This is a genomic window from Actinoplanes sp. NPDC049802 (assembly GCF_040656595.1).
Classification (GTDB): Bacteria; Actinomycetota; Actinomycetes; order Mycobacteriales; family Micromonosporaceae; genus Actinoplanes.
Window position 1 is genome coordinate 59,685 of the sequence record NZ_JBFAMR010000036.1, and the last position, 22,349, is coordinate 82,033.

At 70.2% G+C, this 22,349-nt stretch carries 20 protein-coding genes; 8 read left to right on the forward strand and 12 right to left on the reverse strand.

Annotated elements, in window-relative coordinates:
- Window positions 1-50 precede the first annotated feature (50 nt).
- From AB0I88_RS24345 to AB0I88_RS24370, 6 genes are all read right to left on the reverse strand, one after another.
- A complete protein-coding gene (locus tag AB0I88_RS24345; protein WP_361028705.1) occupies window positions 51-3,125 on the reverse strand; it encodes a DUF4082 domain-containing protein in 3,075 nt (1,024 codons plus the stop codon).
- 201 nt (window positions 3,126-3,326) lie between these two features.
- A complete protein-coding gene (locus tag AB0I88_RS24350) occupies window positions 3,327-4,532 on the reverse strand; it encodes a hypothetical protein (protein ID WP_361028707.1) in 1,206 nt (401 codons plus the stop codon).
- Entirely contained in the window at window positions 4,529-5,326 is a 798-nt protein-coding gene (locus AB0I88_RS24355; protein ID WP_361028710.1) for a glycosyltransferase, read from the reverse strand. Before AB0I88_RS24355 ends, AB0I88_RS24350 begins: the two co-directional genes overlap by 4 nt.
- Window positions 5,327-5,340: 14 nt before the next feature.
- The gene (locus AB0I88_RS24360; RefSeq protein WP_361028712.1) at window positions 5,341-6,783 is read right to left on the reverse strand and encodes an oligosaccharide flippase family protein; all 1,443 of its coding nucleotides are present in this window, start codon (window positions 6,781-6,783) and stop codon (window positions 5,341-5,343) included.
- A gap of 101 nt (window positions 6,784-6,884) precedes the next feature.
- Entirely contained in the window at window positions 6,885-8,255 is a 1,371-nt protein-coding gene (locus AB0I88_RS24365; protein WP_361028715.1) for an O-antigen ligase family protein, read from the reverse strand.
- Complete coding sequence (locus tag AB0I88_RS24370) at window positions 8,230-9,177, reverse strand: hypothetical protein (protein WP_361028718.1); 948 nt, start codon at window positions 9,175-9,177, stop codon at window positions 8,230-8,232. Before AB0I88_RS24370 ends, AB0I88_RS24365 begins: the two co-directional genes overlap by 26 nt.
- Before the next feature lie 188 nt (window positions 9,178-9,365).
- On the opposite strand from AB0I88_RS24370, the gene AB0I88_RS24375 reads away from it, so the two are divergent.
- The 6 genes from AB0I88_RS24375 (at window position 9,366) to AB0I88_RS24400 (ending at window position 13,719) form a co-directional block, all read left to right on the forward strand.
- On the forward strand, window positions 9,366-10,049 hold the full coding sequence (locus AB0I88_RS24375; protein WP_361028720.1) for a hypothetical protein: 684 nt from the start codon (window positions 9,366-9,368) through the stop codon (window positions 10,047-10,049).
- Window positions 10,050-10,134: 85 nt separating this feature from the next.
- The gene (locus AB0I88_RS24380) at window positions 10,135-11,418 is read left to right on the forward strand and encodes a glycosyltransferase family 4 protein (RefSeq protein ID WP_361028723.1); all 1,284 of its coding nucleotides are present in this window, start codon (window positions 10,135-10,137) and stop codon (window positions 11,416-11,418) included.
- Window positions 11,415-12,260, forward strand: a complete 846-nt coding sequence (locus AB0I88_RS24385) for a glycosyltransferase family 2 protein (RefSeq protein WP_361028726.1) — start codon at window positions 11,415-11,417, stop codon at window positions 12,258-12,260. Before AB0I88_RS24380 ends, AB0I88_RS24385 begins: the two co-directional genes overlap by 4 nt.
- On the forward strand, window positions 12,253-12,915 hold the full coding sequence (locus AB0I88_RS24390; protein ID WP_361028729.1) for a polysaccharide deacetylase family protein: 663 nt from the start codon (window positions 12,253-12,255) through the stop codon (window positions 12,913-12,915). The genes AB0I88_RS24385 and AB0I88_RS24390 overlap by 8 nt, the downstream gene beginning before the upstream one ends.
- A gap of 187 nt (window positions 12,916-13,102) precedes the next feature.
- Entirely contained in the window at window positions 13,103-13,378 is a 276-nt protein-coding gene (locus tag AB0I88_RS24395; protein ID WP_361028731.1) for a hypothetical protein, read from the forward strand.
- A complete protein-coding gene (locus AB0I88_RS24400; protein ID WP_361028733.1) occupies window positions 13,375-13,719 on the forward strand; it encodes a hypothetical protein in 345 nt (114 codons plus the stop codon). Before AB0I88_RS24395 ends, AB0I88_RS24400 begins: the two co-directional genes overlap by 4 nt.
- Window positions 13,720-13,737: 18 nt before the next feature.
- Here AB0I88_RS24400 and AB0I88_RS24405 read toward each other — a convergent pair whose 3' ends face one another.
- The 6 genes from AB0I88_RS24405 to rfbA form a co-directional block, all read right to left on the reverse strand.
- Window positions 13,738-14,655: a glycosyltransferase family 2 protein gene (locus AB0I88_RS24405; RefSeq protein ID WP_361028736.1), complete on the reverse strand. Its 918-nt coding sequence runs from the start codon at window positions 14,653-14,655 to the stop codon at window positions 13,738-13,740.
- Window positions 14,652-15,728: a GNAT family N-acetyltransferase gene (locus AB0I88_RS24410; protein WP_361028739.1), complete on the reverse strand. Its 1,077-nt coding sequence runs from the start codon at window positions 15,726-15,728 to the stop codon at window positions 14,652-14,654. The genes AB0I88_RS24405 and AB0I88_RS24410 overlap by 4 nt, the downstream gene beginning before the upstream one ends.
- A gap of 5 nt (window positions 15,729-15,733) precedes the next feature.
- Window positions 15,734-17,062 (reverse strand): UDP-glucose/GDP-mannose dehydrogenase family protein, encoded by a 1,329-nt coding sequence (locus tag AB0I88_RS24415; protein ID WP_361028742.1) that lies wholly within the window; start codon window positions 17,060-17,062, stop codon window positions 15,734-15,736.
- On the reverse strand, window positions 17,062-18,540 hold the full coding sequence (locus tag AB0I88_RS24420; protein WP_361028745.1) for a sugar transferase: 1,479 nt from the start codon (window positions 18,538-18,540) through the stop codon (window positions 17,062-17,064). Before AB0I88_RS24420 ends, AB0I88_RS24415 begins: the two co-directional genes overlap by 1 nt.
- Window positions 18,541-18,775: 235 nt before the next feature.
- Window positions 18,776-19,387: a dTDP-4-dehydrorhamnose 3,5-epimerase gene (rfbC, locus tag AB0I88_RS24425; protein ID WP_361028748.1), complete on the reverse strand. Its 612-nt coding sequence runs from the start codon at window positions 19,385-19,387 to the stop codon at window positions 18,776-18,778.
- Window positions 19,384-20,238 (reverse strand): glucose-1-phosphate thymidylyltransferase RfbA, encoded by an 855-nt coding sequence (gene rfbA / locus AB0I88_RS24430; protein WP_361028751.1) that lies wholly within the window; start codon window positions 20,236-20,238, stop codon window positions 19,384-19,386. The genes rfbC and rfbA overlap by 4 nt, the downstream gene beginning before the upstream one ends.
- Before the next feature lie 46 nt (window positions 20,239-20,284).
- Between rfbA and rfbB the strand changes: the two genes are divergently transcribed.
- A complete protein-coding gene (rfbB, locus tag AB0I88_RS24435) occupies window positions 20,285-21,262 on the forward strand; it encodes a dTDP-glucose 4,6-dehydratase (protein ID WP_361028754.1) in 978 nt (325 codons plus the stop codon).
- Window positions 21,262-22,128: a dTDP-4-dehydrorhamnose reductase gene (gene rfbD, locus AB0I88_RS24440; RefSeq protein ID WP_361028757.1), complete on the forward strand. Its 867-nt coding sequence runs from the start codon at window positions 21,262-21,264 to the stop codon at window positions 22,126-22,128. Before rfbB ends, rfbD begins: the two co-directional genes overlap by 1 nt.
- Window positions 22,129-22,349: the final 221 nt, after the last annotated feature.

The following is a 22,349-nucleotide window of genomic DNA, read 5'->3' on the forward strand; positions in this document are numbered from 1 at the left end:
ATCTGCGGACGCGGCGGGCCCGGCGCCGGACAGCGCCGGGCCCGTCTCACTCACGGCGTGGTCGTCGTGAAGGTCACGTCGACCCAGTAGTTGCCGGCGTTCCAACTGGACGTCGGGAACGCCCGGGAACCCGACTTGAACAGCCCGTTCCGCGAGCCGGTGGCGTCGGCCACCCCGGTCAGCGGATACGAGTTGCGGGCCTGGGTGAAGTAGGCGCCGCTGTACGAGTAGAAGCCCACGTCGGTGTGGTACGACACCACGTACGGTGTGTTCGCGTCGATCGCCACCGGGGTGGCGAACTGCAACGTCTGCCAGCCGCTGGCCGACTCACCGGCGAACGTGCCGGTGGCCAGCTCCTGACCGGTGTTCGACCACAGCGTGCCGGTGTGTGTGCCGGTGTTGCGGTCACCCTTGTAGAAGCGGACGCCGGTGACGTAGCCGTCCACCGCCGACGTGAACCGCATGCCCAGTTCCAGGGAACCGGCCTCGCTGGCGCTCTCCACCGCCGGAGTGGACGCCGGGCTGAACACCGTGCACGGGCAGGACACCCCCGCACCGGTGGTGAACGACCAGGTCACCGGCGCGGGCATGGTGTTGCCCCAGACGTCCGACGTCTGCACGGAGGCGGTGTACTCGGTGTTCGCCGCCAGCGCGCTGTCCGGGCGCAGGGTGGCCTTCTTGGTGGTGTCGTCGTAGGACACGACGGCGGGAACCGTGGAGCTGCCGGCCTTGAGCGTGAACGCCAGCGTCTCCCGGTCGATGTCGTGGTCGAACGTCGCGGTGACCGCCGCGTTGCGGGCCACCCCGGCGTCCCCGGCCGCCGGCGACCGGACCGTCACCACCGGCGGGGTGGTGACCGCGGTCGCCGTGTCCACCACCGCGTCCACCCAGTAGTTGGTGTTGTTCCAGCTCAGGTTGGGGAACCCGCCGCCGGAGCCGTACTTGTAGACGCCGTTGGGCCCGGAGATCCCGGACTGCAGCTGCTTCACCACGCCCTCGCCGGCGCCCTTGGCCGTGAAGTAGTTGCTGGAGTACGAGTAGTGCCCGGACGGCGTGTAGTACGACACGACGTACGTGGTGTTCGCCGCGATCTGCACCGGCTGGCTGAACTGCATGGTCTGCCAGCCGCCGGCCGTCTCGTTGGTGAAGTTGCCGGAGGCGAGCAGCTTGCCGCCGGTCGTCCACAGCTTGCCGACGTGGGTGCCGGTGTTCGTCGGCGCCTTGTAGAACCGCACGCCGGTGACCGTGGCGGGCACCGACACCCGGAACTTCGCGCCCAGCTCGTTCGGCGAGGCGTCCCGCGAGTCGGCGTTCGCCGGCACGTCCTGAGCGGTGAACGTGGTGCACGGGCACTGCTGCGGCCCGACCGTCACGTTCACCGTGGTGACCGGCCCGAAGTTGAGGCTGTCGTCGATGGCCCGCACCTTGATCGACGCCGGGCCCTGCGCGGTCGGCGTCCAGGTGTAGGTCCAGTTCGCCAGCCCGTTCGCGGCCCGCCAGCTAGCGCCACCGTCGGTGGACACCTCGACCCGGCCCAGCACCCCGGCCGTGTCGGCGGCCGTGCCGGTCACCGTGATCGCGGACAGCACGGGCACCGTCGAGCCCGTCGCCGGGGCGCTCACGTTCACCGCCGGGCCGGCCGTGTCGGTCGACTTCGCCGGCATGTCCAGGTTCGACTGCAGCGTCCGGGGCAGCGCGTCCATGTCGGCCAGCAGGTTGGCGGTGGCCTGCTGCATCCGGTCGTCCTCGGAGCTGGCCGGGCCGGTGTGCAGGGTGCTCAGACCCCACGACCACTGGACCGTGCCGGAGCCGAAGACCAGGGCGCCCGACGACTGGTCGCGGTACATCACGACGCTGTGGGTGGCCACCCCGTTGCCGTAGTTGTTGCCCTCGTCGAGCAGCAGTGTGCCGTCGGTGATCTGCAGTGTCGTCGCCGAGAACCGGATGGCGCCCGGTGGCCGGGCGGCGTTCTCCACGTCGGAGTCCCACTCGTAGCCGAGGGTGCCGGCCGGGAAGGTCGCCACCTCGCCCGCGTTGAGGTTCTCGATCGTGGTGTCCCGCCACAGCCGCATGTCCTTGAACTCCGACGACACCGTCATCGCGTCGTGCCGGTAGCCGTTGACCGAGAACAGCGTGCCGGTGATCTCGTTCTGTGGCTTGTTGCCGCCGGTGCCGGCGCCGGCCGGATCCATCCACGTGCCGGTCCACTGGCCGCTCGGGTCGGCGACGCCGTTCGGTGGCGTCTGGCTCATCTTGGTCGTCTTGTAGCAGACCAGGGTGCGGTCGTCGCCGCCGCCGGTGGCGATCGACGGCTCCAGCCGGGTCCGCCAGAACGCCTCGTTGCCGCTGAAGAACGCCAGGTTGACGCCGGACTCGCGGGCCGCCTTGACGTTGTCCCAGAGGTCCTGGTCCCAGTACTCGTCGTGCCCGGAGGACAGGTAGACGCCGTGGCCGGTCAGCAGCGACGGCTTCGTCGACACGTCGATGTTGGAGGCGTAGCTGACGTCGTACCCGTTGCGCTCCAGCCACTGGATCATCGGGTACTCGCTGGACAGGATGGCGTTGTCGCCGGCGATTCGCAGCGGCCGGTTGTAGCTGACCTTGTAGGCGCGCCCGTCCGGGGCGGGGCCGCCGCCCTCGTACAGGTTCTGGCCGCCCCACTTGTTGTAGGCCTGCCAGGTCTGGTCGGATGTCTGCACCAGGATGTCGGAGTCACTGTCGTCGTCGGCGACCACGAACGGGTACGGCATGTAGCCGAGGCCGCCGCCCTGGTCGAGGATCGCCAGGTAGACGCCGGAGACCGCCTCGGACGGCACCGGCCAGCTGACGTTGGTGACCCAGTTGCCGCAGTCGACCAGGCCGGTCGCGGCGTCGGTGAGACAGGGATCCTGCACCCTGGCGGGGAACGTGCCGGACGGCGACGTCGGCATCAGCCGGGCCCCGTCGCCGTCGTAGTAGCCGAGCCGCAGGAACTTGACCGTGAACGTGGTCGGCGAGTTCACCTTGAGGCGCAGCGTCTCGCCGGGCTGGACGCTGACCTTGGTGGTGAAGCCCTCGATGTCACCCCACGAGCTGTCGCCGTACCAGTCCTCGAGGGGGACACCGTCCTTCGAGTTCTCGCACACGATCGGATTCGAATTGACGCCGCATGGGTCCTCGGCCGCGAGGACCGCCCCTGGAGACAGGATCGCGGCAGCGACTATCAGCGCGGAGACCGCGCCGGATGCGAGCCTGTGAAACACGCGATTCTCTTTTCATGGGAACGGAGATAGGACCGGCAGGGCTCGTAGAAGAGCCCTGTCGGCCGTGCGGGCAGGTGAAACCGCCTACTTGCCTGGTTTCGGAACCTGTTTTTTGGTGGGTACGCCGTCGATGGTGCCGACGACATTGTTCGACCACTCCCCGTAAGTGGTGGAACAGTTGGAATCGCATCCTCCGGCGGCGTCCCAGTGGGTCGGGCCGAAGACGTTGCCGGTGACTTTCAGATCGATGCCGGTCTGGGCGTAGAGCCCGTAGGCGCCGAGTGAGATGAAACTGTTCCGGACCGTGTAGTTCCGCAGCTGCGAACCGTCGACGCTCTGGGTGAACAGAACGGCGGTGATCGCCTTCCAGTAGTTCGGCACCGGTTTGCCGGTGTACGCGTTGATCCCCGGTTCGAGGCGGCTGTTCTCGATGGTGATCGGGCCGGTTCCGCCGTACGGGAACACGCCGCCGGTGTGCGCCGCGCTGGGATCGCTGAGGTTGGCGATGTAGTTGTCGTGCAGCCAGCTGTTGCGGATCGTGGTACGGGCGCCGCACAGGCACATGCCGCCGGTGTTCGCGACGTCCACCCGGTTCATCGTGATCGTGCAGGTGGCGCAGTCGTTCATGGCGTGGTCGTTGAGCGGTGCGCTCTTCTCACCGCGGCCGACCGGCTCCGGCCGGATGGTCACGTTGGTGAGGTTGATCTTGAGGTTGGCGGACGCGTCCGCGTTCACCAGGATCGCCCGGTTCGCCGAGCCGGGCGGCGGCGCGATGATCGAGTTGGTGATGTTGACCGTGCCGTGGCAGCTCGTGCCGATGTAGATGAACGCCCGGAAGTACTTGCGATCCAGGTTGACCGTGCCGTTGCAGTCGTAGATGTCGTATTCCTTGCTGTCCTTGTTGTGCGCCTGGAGCAGCTTGTAGCCCTTCGGCACGGGCAGCCGGGCGTCGGACTGCTTGTAGCGCTTCACCCCCGGCGCCCCGACCGAGTACCGGGCCGGGTAACGGCCGCCGCCGGTCGCGGTGACCGGCAACGCCGCGGTCCTGGTGGGCGCGGCCGTCGGCTCGGCGGCCGGCGCCGAGATCGACGGCGCGGACGCGGGCCCGGAGGCGGGCGGCGACTGAGGCACCACGGTCGCCCCCGCCGCCGCCGACGGCGTCGATCCGGCCCCGGCCTGAACCGGGCCGGCGCTCTTGTCGGCGCGCGTCAGCACCACCAGAGCCACCGCGGCCGCCAGAAGGGCCGCGAGCCCCGCGGACAGGAAAAATCTGCGCCGGCCGGCGGTCATCGCATCTCCCATGCGGTCCAGTAGCTGTTCGGGTTGACGGCGTAGTTCACGGTCGGCTCCGGGATGTGTTCGACGCGGTGCCGGCGGCTGAACCGGTAGATGAACTCCCAGTCCTCCTTCGGCGCCACCGACGAGCTGCGGCGCAGACGGCTGAACCGCATGCCCGGCAGCCGCCGGGTGACCAGCGGATTGGTGTCCAGGAAGCACCGCTCCCAGGCGAGCTTGCGGTCGAACGGTACGGACAGCACGTCGTGCTCGGTGCCGTCCGGAAGGACCCGCCGCATGGCCGTGTAGACGGCGTCCGGGCGGTCGCCGGCCGGTGACTCCAGCCGCCGCAGGGCGGTCTCCAGGTGGTGCGGGTGCCAGGTGTTGTCGTCGTCGAGGAACGCCACGTACGGCGAGTCGGTCAGGCCCATCCCGACGTTGCGGCTGACCCCCAGAACGTTGATGTTGTGCCGCAGGCTCACCACGTGCAGCCGCGGGTCGGCCGGGAACTCGGGCAGCTCACGGCCGCCGTCGTCGACCACCACGACCACCTGGTCCCGGACCGACTGCGCGAGCACCGACTCGACGGCCCGCAGCACCCCGTCGGGACGCTTGTAGGTCAGCACCACGGTGGCGACCCGGGCGCTCGGGCGTACCCCTCCGGGCATGGTCCGCAGCAGGCGCCGCACCTCGGACCGTTCGAAACGGCCCAGGCCGACGGCGGTGTGCCCGAGCATCACCTTGTTGCGCAGTTCCTCGAGTGGCAGCCAGCCGTACCGGGCTCGCAGCCGCCGTTTCAACGAGCGCATCTGTCTTCGTTCTCCTAGGAATGGTCGGCGGCCGCGAGCGCGGGCTCGCCGACGGGCGCCTGGCCGGCGCCGGACCGAAGCCGTTTCACGATGGGCAGGACGAACGGCACGTAGGCCGCGACGGAGGCGAGACCGGCCACGGTCAGGCCGAGGAAGCCGCCACCCAGCCAGCGGTGCACGGCCCAGGCCACCACGCCCATGGCCAGGCCGCCGAGCGCCGGGCGGACACAGCTGATCAGGATCGGGACGGTGGGGATCCCCAGCCGGGACAGGGCGACCAGGAACACCGGGGCGACGAGCAGGCCGGCCACCACGACATGCCCGGCCGCGACGCCCGGCACGCCCCACTGATGGGCGAAGATCACCAGCACCGGTACGAGCGACAGCAGCCACCACGCCTGCATCAGCATCAGGGTCTTGCGGACCCGGGTGGCCAGGCAGTCGTAGGCCAGCTCGACGGCGACCCGCAGCAGGCCCAGCGCCACCAGATAGGTCAGCGGCAGCGCGGCGTCCGCCCACTGATCGCCGTAGACGAACGTGATGATCGGCCCGGCGAGCACCCCGAGGAACACGCAGATCGGCATGGCGGCCGCGATGACCAGCCGGAACGCGTTCAGGAAGCCGGCCGCGAACGCGTCCGGCGACTCGTCGGCGAGCCGGGAGAAACCGGCGAAGGACACCCGCCGGGCGGTCTCCGACACCATCCGCACCGGCCAGCTCGACATGTTGAAGGCCATCGCGTAGATGCCGAGCGCGGCCGGGCCGAGCACCGAGCCGACGACCACCGAGTCCACGTTCACGATGCCGAGGGTGAGCAGGCTGGCCGAAGCGAGCGGCAGACCGTACCGGATCAGCTTCTTCGCCTGCTCGGTGTCCCAGCCCCAGCGCAGCATGCCGGGCGCGCACAGGCCGAACCCGACGAGCGCCACCAGGTTGCCCGCCAGTGAGCCCCAGGCGAAGGCCATCGCGCCCATCCCGGCGGCCGCGAAGGCGATGGTGGCCGCCGTGTTGACCACGAAGTTGAGGATGTCCACCACGGTCCGGCGGAACTGCTGGAACTCCCGGTTCAGTCGGCCCAGCGGGACGCACGCGATGCCGTCGATGATCACGCTGATGCACAGCACCCGCAGCATCGTGGTGGCCTCGGGCGAGCCGAGCAGGTCCGCCACGGTCGGCGCGGAGAAGTACAGCACCAGGTAGAAGGCGGTGCTGCTGAGCGTGGAGAGGGTCAGCACGGTCGGGGCGAACCGTTTGATGTCGCCTTCCCAGCGCACCAGGGCCAGGCTGACGCCCATCTCGTTGAGCGACAGGATCATCGCCAGGACCAGCAGGCCGACCGCGTAGAGGCCCCACTCGTACGGGCCGAAGAACAGGCGGGCCAGAACCACACCGGAGGCGAAGGTGCCCACCCGGCGCACGATGGTGTTGATCAGGCTCCACCGGGCAGCCGTGGACACCCGGCGGTTCAGGTCCGCCGATGAACCGTTTTCAACCTGGCTTCGGGCCGGACTCGCCGGGCGGCTCCGGGCCGTGCCGCCCTCGCCGCGTTGAAAAAAGGTCACTGTGGGAGTTCTCCGATCATCGCCTGTTCGCGGCGAGCCACGCCGAGGTACGCACCCGAAAGGCCCAACATGAGGAAAGTGGATCCGGCCACGATCGGGAAGCTCAGAGTGTCGAATGTGGCCGTTACGACGAGGAGCACGAACCCTACGGCCACAAAGCCCTGACCGGTCTCCCGGCGTGCCGGATCGGTGCAGCGGCGACGGCCCGCACCACCACAGTGGATGATCGTCACATAGATGGCCAGGATGGCGATCAGGCCGACGACGCCGATCTCCAGCCGGGCCAGAAGGTACTGGTTGTCGGTGTAGCGGTACAGGTCCGGCAGGAACGTCCCGGGGCCACGGCCGAACCACTCGTACCCGGCCAGGAACTCGTCCACCTCGGCGCTGGTGGCCTCCCGGGACTGGGTGCTGTTGTCGCCGCCGTCGAGCATCGCGCTGAAGAGCCCGATCAGCGTGCCGAGCAGGCCGGGCACCACCACCCGGGTGACGCCCAGGGCCGGGATCAGCACCAGGAACGTCTTGCCCACCCGTTCGGCCGGCCAGGTCGGCATCAGCGCGAGCAGGACGATCACGAGACCGATCACCGACGTACGCGAGACGGTCATCATCGCCGCCAGCGAGATCAGCGCGACCGGCACCCACCGGCGCCAGGTGTTGCGGCCCTCGCCGTGGAAGGCCTGCTGGATGGCGAACGGCAGTGCGATCACCAGGGTGGAGGCGAGTTCCAGGGTGTTCGAGGCGGTAGCGATCGGCCGGACGAAGTCGCCCCGGCTGATCAGCTCGGCCTGCGCGTTGTTCGCCAGGCCCGGAATCACGATCCACGAGGTGAGGCTCATCTTGAAGACGAACTCGAGCATCGCGAGGGCCGCCATCGCGGCGCACAGCCGGACGTAGAGGCGCAGCAGACGGTCGATCTGCCGGTACTCGGTCAGCGACGTGGCCAGCAGCACCAGAGGCAGCCAGATGAGCAGCTGGAGCAGGGCCCGGTCGGCGGCGCTGTACTCCATCACGTCGGCGTCCCGGCGGCCGACCGCCACGTACGCCAGCAGCACCGCCACGCAGTAGCCGAACAGGGCGAGGCGCGGCAGCCGTGTGCCGGGGGCCGTCGACGCCCGCCGCATCAGCCAGCTCACCCCGAACCACAGCAGGGTGGCCAGCAGGAACAGGTTCGCCACCGTGCCGGACGCGCCGATGCTCTCGACCACCAGCCGGGCCGGCAGGACCAGCAGCAGCACGATGTAGACGGCGAGCAGCGAGTCCGGGCCGAGCTTGCGAAGACGCTGCTGGGAGCGGTAGAGACGGCCGGCGCGGCGCCGCGGGGCGACCGGGCCGCGAGCCTCAGCTTCCGTTGACGCGGTTTGCATCCTGCTGGCCCCTGCGGTCCACGCCGTTCGACTGGTAGGTCCTGGGAAGCGGTCCGGGCCGGCTGGCCCGGCCGGTACGAGGTGGCAGGACCAGCCGCTGCGTCTTCTCCGCCGGCGACGACTGCTGCTGTGGCTGCGGCTGCTGCGGCTGCGGCTGCGGCTGCGGCTGCGGCTGCGGCTGCGGCTGCACGACCGCGACCCTCGGTGGGATCTGGATGACCTGGGTGCCCTCGATGTCGGGGGTCGCGGACGCCGCGCCGGTCGCCGCGGCCGGCTCCGGGGCGCCGCCCTCGGCCAGGGCCTTCCGGCGCCGCTTGGCCCGGCTCATGCTCTCCACGATGAAAGTGATCATGAGGCCGAGCGCCGCGATGCCGCCGCCGACCACGATCACCGGCTGGAGCTTCTCCTTGGTCTCGGCCTCCGGCTTCTGCGGCGGGATGACCTGGGTCAGCTTGATCCGGTCCCGTTCGGCCACGCCGTTCTCCCGCTGAATCCTCAGGAGGGTGTCGTCGGCGTACTCGGCGAGCATGGTCGCGGAGGCGAGCAGGTGCGCTCGGTCGGTGCCGGTCAGGGTGAGGGTGAGGAACGGGCCCTGAGCGTTCTCGGCGAGAGCGACCTCGTACTCCTCGGTGAGCCCGGCCTGCTTCAGCGCCAGCACCGTGTCGGTCGACTGCAGCCGGCGGCCGAGGAAGTCGGCGGTGGCCACGAGCGAGCCGTTGAAGTTGAGGAACGGGTTGTCCTGCCCCTGGGTCGCGGTGGTGGTGGCCGCCGGCGCGCTCAGCAGACTGATCATGGTGTAGGTCGAATAGGTCGTCGGAACCACGGCATAGGTCGTGCCGCCGAGCCCGACCGCCAGAAGCAACATCGGCACGACGATGTACCAGCGGGAACGCAGAATGCTCAGGATCTCGCCGAGGTCCACGGACGCCTCTCCAAATTTCCGTCAGGACCGTTCATCAGTCGTTACGGATCTCCACATCGGAGCACCGAACACAGTGGCAGCCCCCGATACCCGGTCGCCAAGCTATACGACGATCGCGATGGTGGCTATCGGATCCCCGCTCGCAATCGAGGTTGACAAGATTCCTCTTCGCAGGCTAAAGCGTAGCGATGTTTCTGTCCGACATGGTCGGTGCTCTCAAGCGCCGCTGGTATCTGGTCGTCGCCGGGGCGGCGGTCACCGCTCTGGTGATTCTTCCGGCGGTCCGCACCCAGGACCGGTTCCTCGCCTCCGAGGTCCTGATGATCCAGCCACCGGTCTCGCAGTACGCGCCCAACCCGGTCACCGGCCTGTACCCGTCGATCGCGATCACCGCGGCCGCCGTGGCCAACCGGCTGAACACCGCGGACGCCCGGGAGATGTTCCTCGCCAAGGGCGTGACCGGCACCTACCGGTTCGAGCCCCGCAACACCGGGACCCGGCAGCAGCCCAGGTACGTGATCGGATCGATGTCGATCAGCAACGTCAGCACCGACAAGGAAGGCGGTCTGCGCGCCCTCAAGATCTTGCGCGCCACCTTCGAGAGCGAGCTGGACGCCATGCAGGACGAGTGGAACGTGAAGAAGGATCTCCGGATCACGGTGGCGCCGCTCGTGCCACCGACCTCCACCCTGCTGACCCACTCGGCGGTCAGGTCATTGATGGGCGTCGCACTCCTCGGAATGCTGGGAACGGCCGCTGTCACATTGTGGACAGACGAGGCGATCACTCAGCGCCGCCGCCGGTCCACAGGGCCTCTGTCCACGATAGATTCCCCGAAGTGGACCGATCACCTGGTCCGTTCAGCCCAATAGCTGTAGACGACGCGACATGTCTACGCGAGGACTTCTCTGGAATGTTGTTCGCGTCAGCTAGGTGCCGCCGAACGGGGTGATCGGATTGAAGAACCGGCGACCCAGTGTCACGATCCTGGTGGCGAATCTGCCCGCCGAGAAGGATCGACGGGTCATCCGCGAGTGCCTCAGCCTCGAGGCCGCCGGCTTCGACGTCACGGTCATCGCGCCACGCGGCGACAAGAGCCTCACCGTCCTGCCGGGCAGCGAGCGCACCCGGCTGCGGCCCTACCCGGTGATCGTCTACGGCAGCGGCGTCCTGTCGTTCGCCGCCGAGTTCCTCTGGTCGTTCCTGTGGATCACCGTCCGGTTGGTCGGCGAACTGGTCCGGGGCCGCGCCCAGGCCGTCCAGGTGTGCAACCCACCGGACGTCTACTTCCCGCTCGCGCTGCTGCTGCGCGCCCTGCGCCGGCCGTGGGTGTTCGACCACCACGATCTCTCCCCCGAGGTGTACGTCTCCCGCGGCGGCGACCCGAACCCGCTGGTGTCCCGCCTGCTGGTGGCCTTCGAATGGCTCACACTGCGGACCGCCACCGAGGTGTTCGCCACCAACGAGTCGTTCAAGGACAACGCCGTACGCCGTGGGGTGCGCCCGGAGAAGGTGACCGTGGTGCGCAACGGGCCCGCCCACGCCGAGATCGCGAAGAAGGCCGGGGCGGTCGCCGGTGACCGGGCCGAAGGGCCGCACCGCGTCGTCTACCTGGGCGTCTTCGGCCCACAGGACAACGTCGAGGGCGCCGTCCTGGCGGCCGAGGAGCTGACCCGGCTGCGCGGCCGCGCCGACTGGCGGATGGTGCTGGCCGGTGACGGCGAGACCGCCTCCGCGCTGCGCAAGCTGACCGCCGACCGCGGGCTCACCGACGTCGTCGAGTTCACCGGCTGGCTCGACGGCCCGGAGGTGGACGCGCTGCTGCGCGACGCCACCGTGGCGATCCAGCCCGACCTGCCGACCCGGATGAACCAGCTCTCCACCATGGCCAAGACAGTCGAATACCTGGGCCGCGGCGTGCCGGTGGTGGCCGCCGACCTGATCGAGACCCGGGCCACCGTCGGCGCCGCCGGGGTGTACGTGCCGACCGGCGAGCCCGCCGAGTTCGCCCAGGCGATCAGCGCGCTGCTCGACGACCCGGCCGAACGCGCGCGGATGCACGAGGCCGGCCGCGAACGGTTCCGGGACTTCCTGTCCTGGGAACATCAGGCGGAGAAGTACGTGGCGGTCTGGCGCCGGCTGCTCGCCCGGCATCTGCCCGCCGGGACCGGCCCGGTCCGCATCCCCGGCCAGCGCAGACCGGCCGAGGACGGCACGCCCAGCCGTACGGAAGCCTCGTGACGAGCGTCGTCATCGCCGCGCACAACGAGGCCGCGGTGATCGGCCAGTGCCTGGACAGTCTGCTGGCCGACGCGAGGCCCGGCGAGTTCGACGTGACCGTGGCCGCCAACGGCTGCACCGACGAGACCGTGCGGGTGGCGACGGCGCGGGGCGTACGCGTCCTGGATCTGCCGGACCCCGGCAAACCCGGCGCCCTCAACGCGGGCGACGCGGCCGCCGTGGGTTTCCCCCGCGTCTACCTGGACGCCGACATCATGCTCAGCACCGACGGGCTGCGCGCGCTGGCCGCCGCGGCGACCGCCCCGGCGCTGGCCGCGACCGCCCGCCGCGACCTCGACCTGACCGGCCGCCCGCTGCCGGTCCGCGCCTACTTCGCCGTGCACCGGCACCTGCCCGCGCTGCGGACCGGCCTGTTCGGCCGGGGCGTGATCGTGCTGTCCGAGGCCGGGCGGGCCCGTTTCGACCGTTTCCCGGACATGGTGGCCGACGACCTGTTCGTCGACTCACTGTTCACCGCGAGCGAGAAACGCCAGGTGGAGTCGGTGCCGTCGGTGGTGGCCACGCCACGGCGCACCCGGGACCTGGTCCGCCGGCTGATCCGGGTCCGGGCCGGCAACGCCGCGATGCGCGCGGCCGCGGCGAACGGCGAGATCAAGACGGAGGTACGCGCGCCCGGCCGCTCCTCCTGGCTCAAGGACGTCGTGCTGCGCCGCCCCTGGCTGGCCCCGGCCGCGGTCTGCTACGTCGCCATCACCGTCTACGCGGCCGCCCAGGCCAAGCGGCGCCCGGACACCGGCTGGCTCCGCGACGACTCGACCCGCCAGGAAGGCGCCCATGCCTGAGCACGTCAACATCCTGTTCCACGGCATCGGCGAGCCGCGGCGGGAACTGGAGGCGGGCGAGGAACACTACTGGATCACCGAGGACCGGTTCACCGCCATCCTCGACGAGGTCACCTCGTGGCCGCACGTGAACCTGAGTTTCGACGACAGCAACTCCTCCGACGTCGACATCGCCCTGCCCGCCCTGCTGGAACGCGGCCTGACCGCCGAGTTCTTCGTCCTCGCCGGGCGTCTCGACCAGAACGGCAGCCTCGGCGAGGCGGATCTGCGCACCCTGGTGAAGAACGGCATGCCGGTCGGCAACCACGGCATGTGGCACCACCCGTGGCGTGCCATGAACCCGGCCTCCGCCCATGAGGAACTGGCCGAGGCCCGCGACCGGATCGCCGCCGCGACCGGGCAGCCGGTCACCCGCGCCGCCTGCCCGCTGGGCCGCTACGACCGCGGCGCTCTGACCTCGCTGCGCCGCCTCGGCTACACCACGGTCTTCACCAGCGACCGTCGCCCGGCCCGGCCCGGCAGCTGGCTCCAGCCCCGCTTCAGCGTCTACCGCGACGACACCCCGTCCACGGTGCGCGCGGCCGTCGAACGCTCCCGCCGCCTCCCGGTCCGTCTCCGCAACGCTGCCGCCACCACCGTCAAACGCTGGCGCTGAATCAAGCCCCTTTCCGGTACGCCTGCCCGAACCGTCCGGGGCAGACGGCGATCTGGCTCAGCCCGGCGGGGGCGGCAATGGCGGGACCGGGCAGCTGGATCGCCGCCTGCCTCGGGCGGTTCACGTAGGCGTACCGGGAAAATGCCGGAAAGCGGAAGCGGTAATACGCGCGTAGTACGCTCGGGGTGTGCCGTATGAGTGGGAGGACTGGGCGTTGGCCGCGCTCGTGGGCATCGAGCCCTACGAGGTGTGGCAGACGCTGGAGGCCAAGCGACGCTGGCCCAGGCGGGCGAGGAGCGCCACCGGCGTTCCCGTGCTGACCGTGTGGGGGCGCACCGACGCCGGCCGTCCACTCGTCGTCGCGGTCTACCACGTCACCGGCTTCACCTGGAAGATCATCGGAGCCCGGGACATGGCCGATGGGGAGCTGATCGAGTTCAGCCGGTGGGAGGAGTCACGATGAGCGGAAAAGCCGAGATGCCCCGCACACCCGAGGATCTGTCCGCGTTCATGGCCGGGCTGACCTTCGAGCCCGCCCCCACGCCACAGCAGGAGGCGGAGCTGCTCGACGCGCTGCCGCCGACCGGCTCGGCCGTCATGGTGGTCCGTTCGCTACGGCTGCCGGTCGAGCTCGACGAGGCGGTCGCCACCGCCGCCAAGGCCGCCGAGGTCCCCAAGACCACGTGGATCCGTCAGGCGATCGAGATGGCGCTGGCCGTCCAGGCCGAGGACGACCAGCCGATCTCCCGCGCCGAGGCGCTGCGCGCGCTGACTCTGCTGCGGCCCGCACGCCACGTGATCTGAGGCGAGACGAGGTTGACGCTAGGCGTGCCGGGTCACGCTGGCCGGGCCGGGCGTCTCGCGCAGGCGTGACGGGCTCAGCAGGTCGCGGGTGGCGGCCCGGCTCGGTTTCTTGCCCAGCAGGGCCCGGCTCGACTCGCGCAGAAACAGCGCCGCCCAGAAGGCGCCGGCCCGCGCCCGGCCGTGCCGCCGCCGGTGCAGCCGCACCTTGTTGAGCGTCAGCAGCGCCCACAGGCCGGGCGAGACCCGCGAGTCGCCTTCCAGGTGGGTCGCTTTCGCCTCCGGCACGTAGCGGGTCCGCAGGCCGGCGTCCCGGGCTCGCAACGCGAAGTCGGTCTCCTCGGAGTAGAGGAAGAACGACTCGTCCCACGGCCCGCACCGCTGCCAGCACTCGGCGCTGACCAGCATGGTGGAGCCTTCGGCCCAGTCGGTGAACCGCTCCGACGCATACCACCGCTCGTCGGCGACGACCTCGCCGAGCAGCGGGAACCGGCCGGCCCGGCGCGCGCCCAGCAGGGCGTCGCCGAGGGTGCGCAGCACGCTCGGCTCCCGGCGCATCGTGTAGATCAGCTTCCCGTCGCCGTCGACGATGTTCGGCACCGCGATGCCGGTCCCGGGTTCCTTCAGCGCCTCGGCGAGCCGGGACACGCAGCCGGGTGTGAGGCGCACGTCGGGGTTGAGGACGAGGATCGCCTCGTGTGCCGGGGAGGCGGCGACCGCCGCGTTGATCCCGGCCGCGTAGCCGGCGTTGCGGCCCATCTCGACCACTGTCGCATCCGGCGCGAGCCGCCGGACCGCGGCGACGCTGCCGTCCCTGGAGTCGTTGTCGGCGACCGTGAGATGCCACCTCAGGCCGGCGAGGCCGACCTTCAGCCCGGCGATCAGGTCGGCGATCAGCCGCTCGCTGTTGTACGTGACGACGGCGACAAGAATCGTCATCGCGCGGCCAGCCTCGCCTTCAGTCCGCGGAGCACCCTGCCGGTGCGGCCGCTCTTCAGTTTCTCGCCGAGCGCACCCTGCTTGATCGTGCGGGACACCGCCGACTGGGTGCGCCGGGCGGTGGCGACCGTCCAGGACCTGCCGACCCGGCCCGCCGCGACCGGGGTCTCGCCGTTCGCCAGGCGGGTCTTGTAGAGCGCCTCCGACTTACCGAGGTCGATGTGCCGGATGCCGTCGGCGGCTCCGGCCTCGGCCATCCGCAAGCACAGCAGGATGCCGGCCGAGTAGCGCGAGAGGTCCACGTCGTACGACGGGAACCAGTAGGCGAGCACCGACTGGCTGCGCAGACCGAGGTGGGCGGCGACCGGGCGGTCCCCGGCCCAGACGGTGGAGACGACCGCGCGGCAGTCGTCGGAGCCCGACGCCAGCAGTTCCTCCAGCACGCCCTCGATCCAACCGGTGGTGAACCGGTCGTACTGCTGGGTGCGCCGGTACTGGGCGCCTTTCCACTCCCGCAGCGCGGCCAGTGCGGCCGGGTCGCGGTCGTCCCACTCGAAGCGTTCGGCGCCGACCTCGCGGGCCATCTTGCGCTGCTTGCGCAGGGTCTGTTTGACGACGTCGCCGGTCCGGTTGCGGTCGGCGACGTACGCCTGGTAGCCGTCGGCCAGGCTGATCAGCGGCGAGCCGGCCCGCTCGGTGTGGAACGGCGCGAACGGCTCCTGTCCGGCCATCAGGTGGTCGAACTCCCACACCGGCAGGCGGCAGGCCTTGAGCAGTGCGGCCGCGTCCCAGGTGAACCCGTCACGGTGCACGAGGCCCTGGCAGTCGGTGATCCCGGCGCCGATGGGCACCCCGATCATCCGGCCGCGCACCTCGTACGGAAAGAATCCGGCGATGCCGTCGGCGTCCTCGCACACGGCGACCCGGGCGGTGGGCCGGTGCCGGGCGACGGCGAGGGTGAACTCCGGCGCGAGGAAGGGGTTCTGCAGAGCGGGCCGGTCCTTCTGGAACTGCCGCCAGGCCGCCAGCTCACCGGGGCCCAGCTCGTCCGGGCGGACCACGGAAATCTTCACTGTTCTCATGCTCCTTGAACGGTGGGCCGGCCGAGCGCGCGGTACTCCCAGCCGGCGGCCCGCCAGCCGACCGGATCGAGCGCGTGCCGGCCATCGACGATCTTGAGCTGGTGGACCACGGTGGCCATGGCGGACGGCTCGATCTCGCGGAACTCGTTCCACTCGGTCAGCAGCACCACCACGTCGGCGTCGCGGGCCGCGTCCAGGGCGCTGGTCGCGTACTCCAGGCGGGGGTGGGCACGCCGGGCGCTCTCCATCGCGGCGGGGTCGTAGACGACCACCGTGGCGCCGGCCGCGCGCAGCCGCTCGGCCACGTCGAGGGCGGGCGCGTCGCGGATGTCGTCGGAGTTGGGCTTGAACGCGGCGCCGAGCGCGGCGACCCGCTTGCCGGCGACGTCACCGCCGCAGATCTCCACGACCAGGTCGACGGTACGGGCGCGGCGCCGCCGGTTGATGCCGTCGATCTCGCGCAGGAACCCGACCGCCTGGCCGACGCCCAGCTCCTCGGCCCGGTGGGCGAACGCCCGGATGTCCTTGGGCAGGCAGCCGCCGCCGAACCCGAGCCCGGGCCGCAGGAACCGGCCGCCGATCCGGTCGTCGTAGGCCAGTGCCTCGGCCAGGTCGTGCACGTCGGCGCCGGTGGCCTCACAGATCTCGGCCATCGCGTTGATGTAGGAGATCTTGGTGGCCAGGAACGAGTTGGCCGCCACCTTCACCAGTTCGGCGGTCTGCAGATCGGTCACCTTCACCGGTACGCCCTGGGCGAGCACCGGCTCGAAGGCGTCGCGCAGGCGCTGCTCGGCCCACGCCGAGGTGACGCCGAAGACGAGCCGGTCGGGTCTCATCGTGTCGTCGACGGCGAAGCCCTCCCGCAGGAATTCCGGGTTCCACGCCAGCTCCGCGCCGTCGCCGGCCGGGGCGAGCTCACGCAGCAGCCCGGCGAGGCGGGCCGCGGTGCCGACCGGGACGGTGGACTTGCCGGCCACCAGGGTGCGCCGGCGCAGGTGCGGGGCGAGCGAGGTGACGGCCGCGTCCACGTACGTCAGATCGGCGGCCTCGGAATCCGCCCGCTGGGGCGTGCCCACGCAGATGAAATGCACGTCGCCGAAGTCGCCGGCCTCGGCGAACGAGGTGGTGAACCGGAGCCGCCCGGACTCCAGGGCCTTGGTGAGCAGTTCGGGCAGGCCGGGTTCGAAGAACGGCACCTGCCCGGACGCCAGCTTCTCGATCTTGGCGGTGTCGACGTCGACGCCGAGGACCTCGTAGCCCATGACGGCCATGCAGATGGCGTGCGTGGCGCCGAGGTAGCCGGTGCCGATGACGGTCAGCCTCATCAGTACGCCCCCGAGCTGCGCACCACCGCGCTGACCGTCCGGAAGAGGATGGCCAGGTCCATGGCGAGCGACCAGTTCTCCACGTAGGTGAGGTCGAGCCGGATCGACTCCTCCCAGGACAGGTCGGACCGTCCGGAGACCTGCCACAGGCCGGTGAGGCCGGGTTTCACCACGAGCCGGCGCCGCATGTCGGCCGGGTAGTCGGCGACCTCCCTGGGCAGCGGCGGGCGCGGGCCGACCAGTGACATGTCGCCCTTCACCACGTTGACCAGCTGGGGAAGCTCGTCGATGGAGAACCGGCGCAGCCAGCGGCCGATCGGGGTGATCCGTGGGTCGGACCGCATCTTGAACAGCGCGCCGTCGGTGTCGTTGAGGTCGCCCAGCTCGAACAGTTTCGCCTCGGCGTCGACCTGCATGGTGCGGAACTTGTAGAGGGTGAACAGCCGGCCGTCCTTGCCGACCCGCTCCTGTTTGAAGACGGCCGGGCCGCGGCCGCCGGGCAGGAACCGGACCAGGGCGGCGACCACCGCGAGCACCGGCGAGGCGAGGATCAGCAGCGCCAAGGCGCCGACCCGGTCGGAGACCTCCTTGGCCACGCGGGCGCTGCCCTTGAGCCGCGGGTGCTCGACGTGCAGCATCGGCAGGCCGTCGACCGGGCGGATGGTGGTGCGGTCACCGGCCACGTCGACCAGGGTGCTGGCCACGATCAGGTCGACGTCGTCGCGTTCCAGCTGCCAGGCGAGGCGGCGCAGCGCGGGACCGTCGATCTCCGGGCAGGAGAGCACGATGACGGTGTCGGCGTCGGACCGGGCGACCGCGGTGGCGACATCGTCGAACGTCCCGTACAGCGGGGGCAGTCCCGGGGTGGCGGTGCTGCGGGCCGGGCCGGGCGGCAGGCACGCGCCGATCACGCCGAGGCCGTGGTAACGCTCGCGGCTCAGCCGCCGGGTCATGTCGATGACGGCACGCTCGTGGCCGACCAGCACCACCCGGTTCAGCCGCCGGCCGTGGGCCCAGGCCCGGTGCAGGCGCTGCCGGAAGACGTAGCGGGCGCCGAGGTCGACCAGGATGGCGAGCGGCATGGCGATGAGCACATAGCCGCGAGCCAAACGCAGATCGAACGCGAAAGAGACAATGGCCAACCCGGCGGTCAGGGCCAATCCGGCGCGGAATACCCGGGCGTACTCCTCGGTGCCTACGAAGAGGTGACGTGGTTCATACGCTCGGTTGATCGCAAGACAGGCCACCCAAGCGATCGGTAATAGCAGCGTCAACAGTAGGTAATCGCGCTGCCGGGGTTCGGCGCCGGAGGCCCCGAAGCGCAGCAACAGCGCCCAGGAGGCGGCGCTGAGGCCGACCGCGAAGTCGATGAGATAAAGGGTCCAGGCATACCGGCTCTGCCACCCGGTGCGGGCCGCACTGGCTTTGGAGCGGGCCTTGAGCTGCGAAGCCGTGGCCGCTAGGTCGACGGTCTCCACGGATTCAATTGTCTGCACGCCTTGCCCCCACACTGCGTTGGACTCATGATCCACTAATCCGGGCGCTCGGACGCACCGGAACCTTCCCGCGGACGAAACCCACAGGACACATGAGACAGACTCTCAATGTGCCCGGGTCCGCGCTACAGCTTTCCGTTCGATGGAACTGGCGATTCGGAGGATGCCGGGAACCGATGTGTCGGAACCGTCCAACTCGGACTTACCGGCTTTCGAATTATCGACTGTCGCCAATCTGACGCAATGATTCGACAAAGCTGTTACATGTTTCGTAACGCGGAAGCAGATCTTTCGCGCCGGCCTCCCACAGACTCGGCGCGGCGGCGTCCTTGGCGGACAGTACGGGCTCCCCCACCGGCCAGGCAATCCCGAGTTCAGGATCAAGTGGATGAATCCCGTGCTCGTGCCCCGGGCGGTAGGTGGACGAACACAGGTACGCCACCGTCGCCCCCTCGGTCAGCGCGCAGAACCCGTGCCCCAGCCCCTCGGCCAGATAGACGGCACGCCGGTCCTCGTCGTCCAGCCGGACCGCTTCCCAGGAACCGAACGTCGGCGATCCGACACGGATGTCCACGATCACGTCGAGGACCGCGCCGGCCACACACGTCACGTACTTCGCCTGGCCCGGGGGCACGTCGGCGAAATGGATGCCCCGGACCACACCGCGCACCGACGTCGACAGGTTCGCCTGCGCCAGATCCAGCGGGTGCCCGACCGCCTCGGCCAGCGCGTCGAACCGGTACCACTCCAGGAACCGGCCCCGGTCGTCACCGTGCTGCGCCGGGGTCACCTCGAAGGCGCCCTCGATTCCCAGCGGGCGGATCTTCACCTGCGCCCCCCGTCCAGCAGGCGTACGAGGTACTGCCCGTACCCGCTCTTCAGCAGCGGTTCGGCCAGCTCACGCAACTGATCATCGGAGATGAAGCCGGCCCGCCAGGCCACCTCCTCGACACAGCCGATCTTCAAACCCTGTCGCTCCTCGATCACCCGTACGTACTCCGACGCCTGCACCATCGACTGGAACGTGCCGGTGTCCAGCCACACCGTGCCGCGGTCCAGCACCGTCACGTCGAGCCGGCCCTGCCGCAGGTACTCCTCGTTCACCGCGGTGATCTCCAGCTCGCCGCGGTCGCTCGGCACCAGCCGGGCGGCGACCTCCACCACGTCGGCGTCGTAGAAATACAGGCCGGGCACCACGTACGTCGACTTGGGCTTCTCGGGCTTCTCCTCGATCGACAGCACCCGGCCGTCGTCGTCGAACTCCACGACGCCGTAGCGCTCCGGGTCGGCCACCGGGTAGGCGTACACCCGCCCGCCCGACGGCTCGGTGAAGCCGCCCAGCCCGTGGAAGATGTTGTCACCGAGGATCAGCGCGACCGGCTGGTCACCGATGAAGCCGGCGCCGATCCGGAACGCCTCGGCGATCCCGTCCGGCCGCGGCTGCACGGCGTAGCTCAGGTCCAGCCCGAACCGGCTGCCGTCACCGAGCAGGCGGAGGAAGTGCGGTTGGTCCTCAGGGGTGGTGATCACCAGGATCTCGCGGATCCCGGCCGACACCAGAGTGGTCAGCGGGTAGTAGATCATCGGCTTGTCGAAGATGGGCATCAGCTGTTTGGACATGGCCATGGTGATCGGCCAGAGCCGTGAGCCGGTCCCCCCGGCGAGAAGAATTCCGCGCACCGGGCGACCCTAATCAGGGTCCGCCGACCGTCTACACTCGCCACTCGTGCATATTTTCGTGACCGGTGGTGCCGGCTTCATCGGATCGGCCTACGTCAGGGCCCTCTTGCAGGACGAGTATGCAGGGATGGGCGGCGCGTCGGTGACCGTTCTGGATCTGTTGTCCTATTCCGGAAATCGTGACAACCTGCCACTGTCGGATTCCCGACTGCGTTTCGTGCAGGGTGACATTTCCGATTCAGGTCTTCTGCGGGAACTGCTTCCCGGGCACGACGCGGTCGTTCATTTCGCCGCCGAATCCCACGTGGACCGTTCGATTTCGGGCGCGCTGCCGTTCGTGACCACCAACGTGCTCGGCACGCAGATCCTCCTCGACGAGGCCCGCGCCGCCGGGATCGGCCGCTTCGTGCACGTCTCCACCGACGAGGTGTACGGCTCGATCGCCGAAGGCTCCTGGACCGAGACGTGGCCGCTCGCGCCGAACTCGCCCTACGCCGCCTCCAAGGCCGGCTCCGACCTGCTCGCCCTCGCTGCGCACCGCACCCACGGCATGGACGTGGTGGTCACCCGCTGCTCCAACAACTACGGGCCGCACCAGTTCCCGGAGAAGGTCATCCCGCTCTTCGTCACCAACCTGCTGGACGGCGAACCGGTCCCGCTCTACGGCGACGGCGGCAACGTCCGCGACTGGCTGCACGTCGCCGACCACTGCCGCGGCATCCAGCTCGTCCTGGAGAAGGGCCGGGCCGGCGAGATCTACCACATCGGCGGCGGCACCGAGCTGTCCAACCGCGAACTCACCGGCCGCCTGCTGGAGGCGTGCGGCGCCGGATGGGACATGGTCCGCCCGGTCGCCGACCGCAAGGGCCACGACCGCCGCTACTCGCTGGACATCACCAAGATCAGCGAGGAGCTGGGCTACCACCCGCAGGTCACCCTCGACCAGGGCCTCGCCGCCACGGTCGCCTGGTACCGCGACAACCGCGCCTGGTGGGAGCCGCTGAAGTCCCGGGCCGGCCTCTGATGCCCGGCCCCGCCACCAGCGCGCGCTGGCTGATCACCGGCGCCGGCGGCATGCTCGGCCGTGACCTGCGGACCGTCCTGGCCGAGTCCGGTGAGACCGCGGTGGTCGCCGCCACCCGCGCCGACCTGGACATCACCGACCCGGTCGAGGTCCGCGACGCGGTGGCCGGCGCCGACATCGTCCTCAACGCCGCGGCCTGGACCGACGTCGACGGTGCCGAGACCGACGAACAGAGCGCCACCGCGATCAACGGGCACGCCGTGCGGCTGCTCGCGTACACGGCCGGCAAACGCCTGATCCACGTCTCCACCGACTACGTCTTCGACGGCTCCGCGACCACGCCGATCCCCGAGGACACCCCGCACGCCCCGCTCAGCGCCTACGGCCGCGGCAAGGCGGCCGGCGAACGGGCGGTCCTCGAATCCGGCGGTTACGTCGTCCGTACCGCCTGGCTCTACGGCGCCCACGGCCCCAACTTCGTCCGGACCATGCTCACCCTCGCCGCCACCCGCGACACCCTCGACGTGGTCGACGACCAGCAAGGTCCACCCACCTGGTCCTACGCCCTGGCCCGGCAACTGGTCGCCCTGGCCCGAGCCGCCGCCTCCGGCGATGCCGCCCCCGGCGCGTACCACGGCACCGCCGCCGGCTCCACCACCTGGTTCGGTCTGGCCCGCGCCGTCTTCGAAGAGGCCGGCCTCGACCCCCGGCGCATCCGCCCCACCACGAGCGACCGCTTCCCGCGCCCGGCCCGCCGCCCCGCCTACAGCGTCCTGTCCCACGGCCGCTGGTCCGGAACGGGCGTCGACCCGCTCCCCCACTGGCGCGCCCAGCTCACCGCCGCGATGCCCCTGTTCCTGCCCTGACCGGCTTCCCCAGAACATCAAGCCCTTTTCGGTACGGGCTGAGAAGTCCCGAAACCCTCCCACCGTCCCGTGGCGCCACGCGAGCACCTGCCCGGTCAAGCCTCTGCCGCCCCCGCCGGGCTGAGGCGAACAGTGCGCCGTCCTGATCGATCTGGGACGGCACGCATCCGACGTCCCCTACCTGCCGGCCATCGTGGTGAACGCGTCGGCGGTCGCGGTCT

Excerpts from the sequence above, each read along its gene's own strand:
- AB0I88_RS24350 (WP_361028707.1), bottom strand. The coding sequence starts at position 4,532 with ATGACCGCCGGCCGGCGCAGATTTTTCCTGTCCGCGGGGCTCGCGGCC.
- AB0I88_RS24355 (WP_361028710.1), bottom strand. The coding sequence starts at position 5,326 with ATGCGCTCGTTGAAACGGCGGCTGCGAGCCCGGTACGGCTGGCTGCCA.
- AB0I88_RS24365 (WP_361028715.1), bottom strand. The coding sequence starts at position 8,255 with ATGCAAACCGCGTCAACGGAAGCTGAGGCTCGCGGCCCGGTCGCCCCG.
- AB0I88_RS24375 (WP_361028720.1), top strand. The coding sequence starts at position 9,366 with ATGTTTCTGTCCGACATGGTCGGTGCTCTCAAGCGCCGCTGGTATCTG.
- AB0I88_RS24390 (WP_361028729.1), top strand. The coding sequence starts at position 12,253 with ATGCCTGAGCACGTCAACATCCTGTTCCACGGCATCGGCGAGCCGCGG.
- AB0I88_RS24400 (WP_361028733.1), top strand. The coding sequence starts at position 13,375 with ATGAGCGGAAAAGCCGAGATGCCCCGCACACCCGAGGATCTGTCCGCG.
- AB0I88_RS24405 (WP_361028736.1), bottom strand. The coding sequence starts at position 14,655 with ATGACGATTCTTGTCGCCGTCGTCACGTACAACAGCGAGCGGCTGATC.
- AB0I88_RS24415 (WP_361028742.1), bottom strand. The coding sequence starts at position 17,062 with ATGAGGCTGACCGTCATCGGCACCGGCTACCTCGGCGCCACGCACGCC.
- rfbD (WP_361028757.1), top strand. The coding sequence starts at position 21,262 with ATGCCCGGCCCCGCCACCAGCGCGCGCTGGCTGATCACCGGCGCCGGC.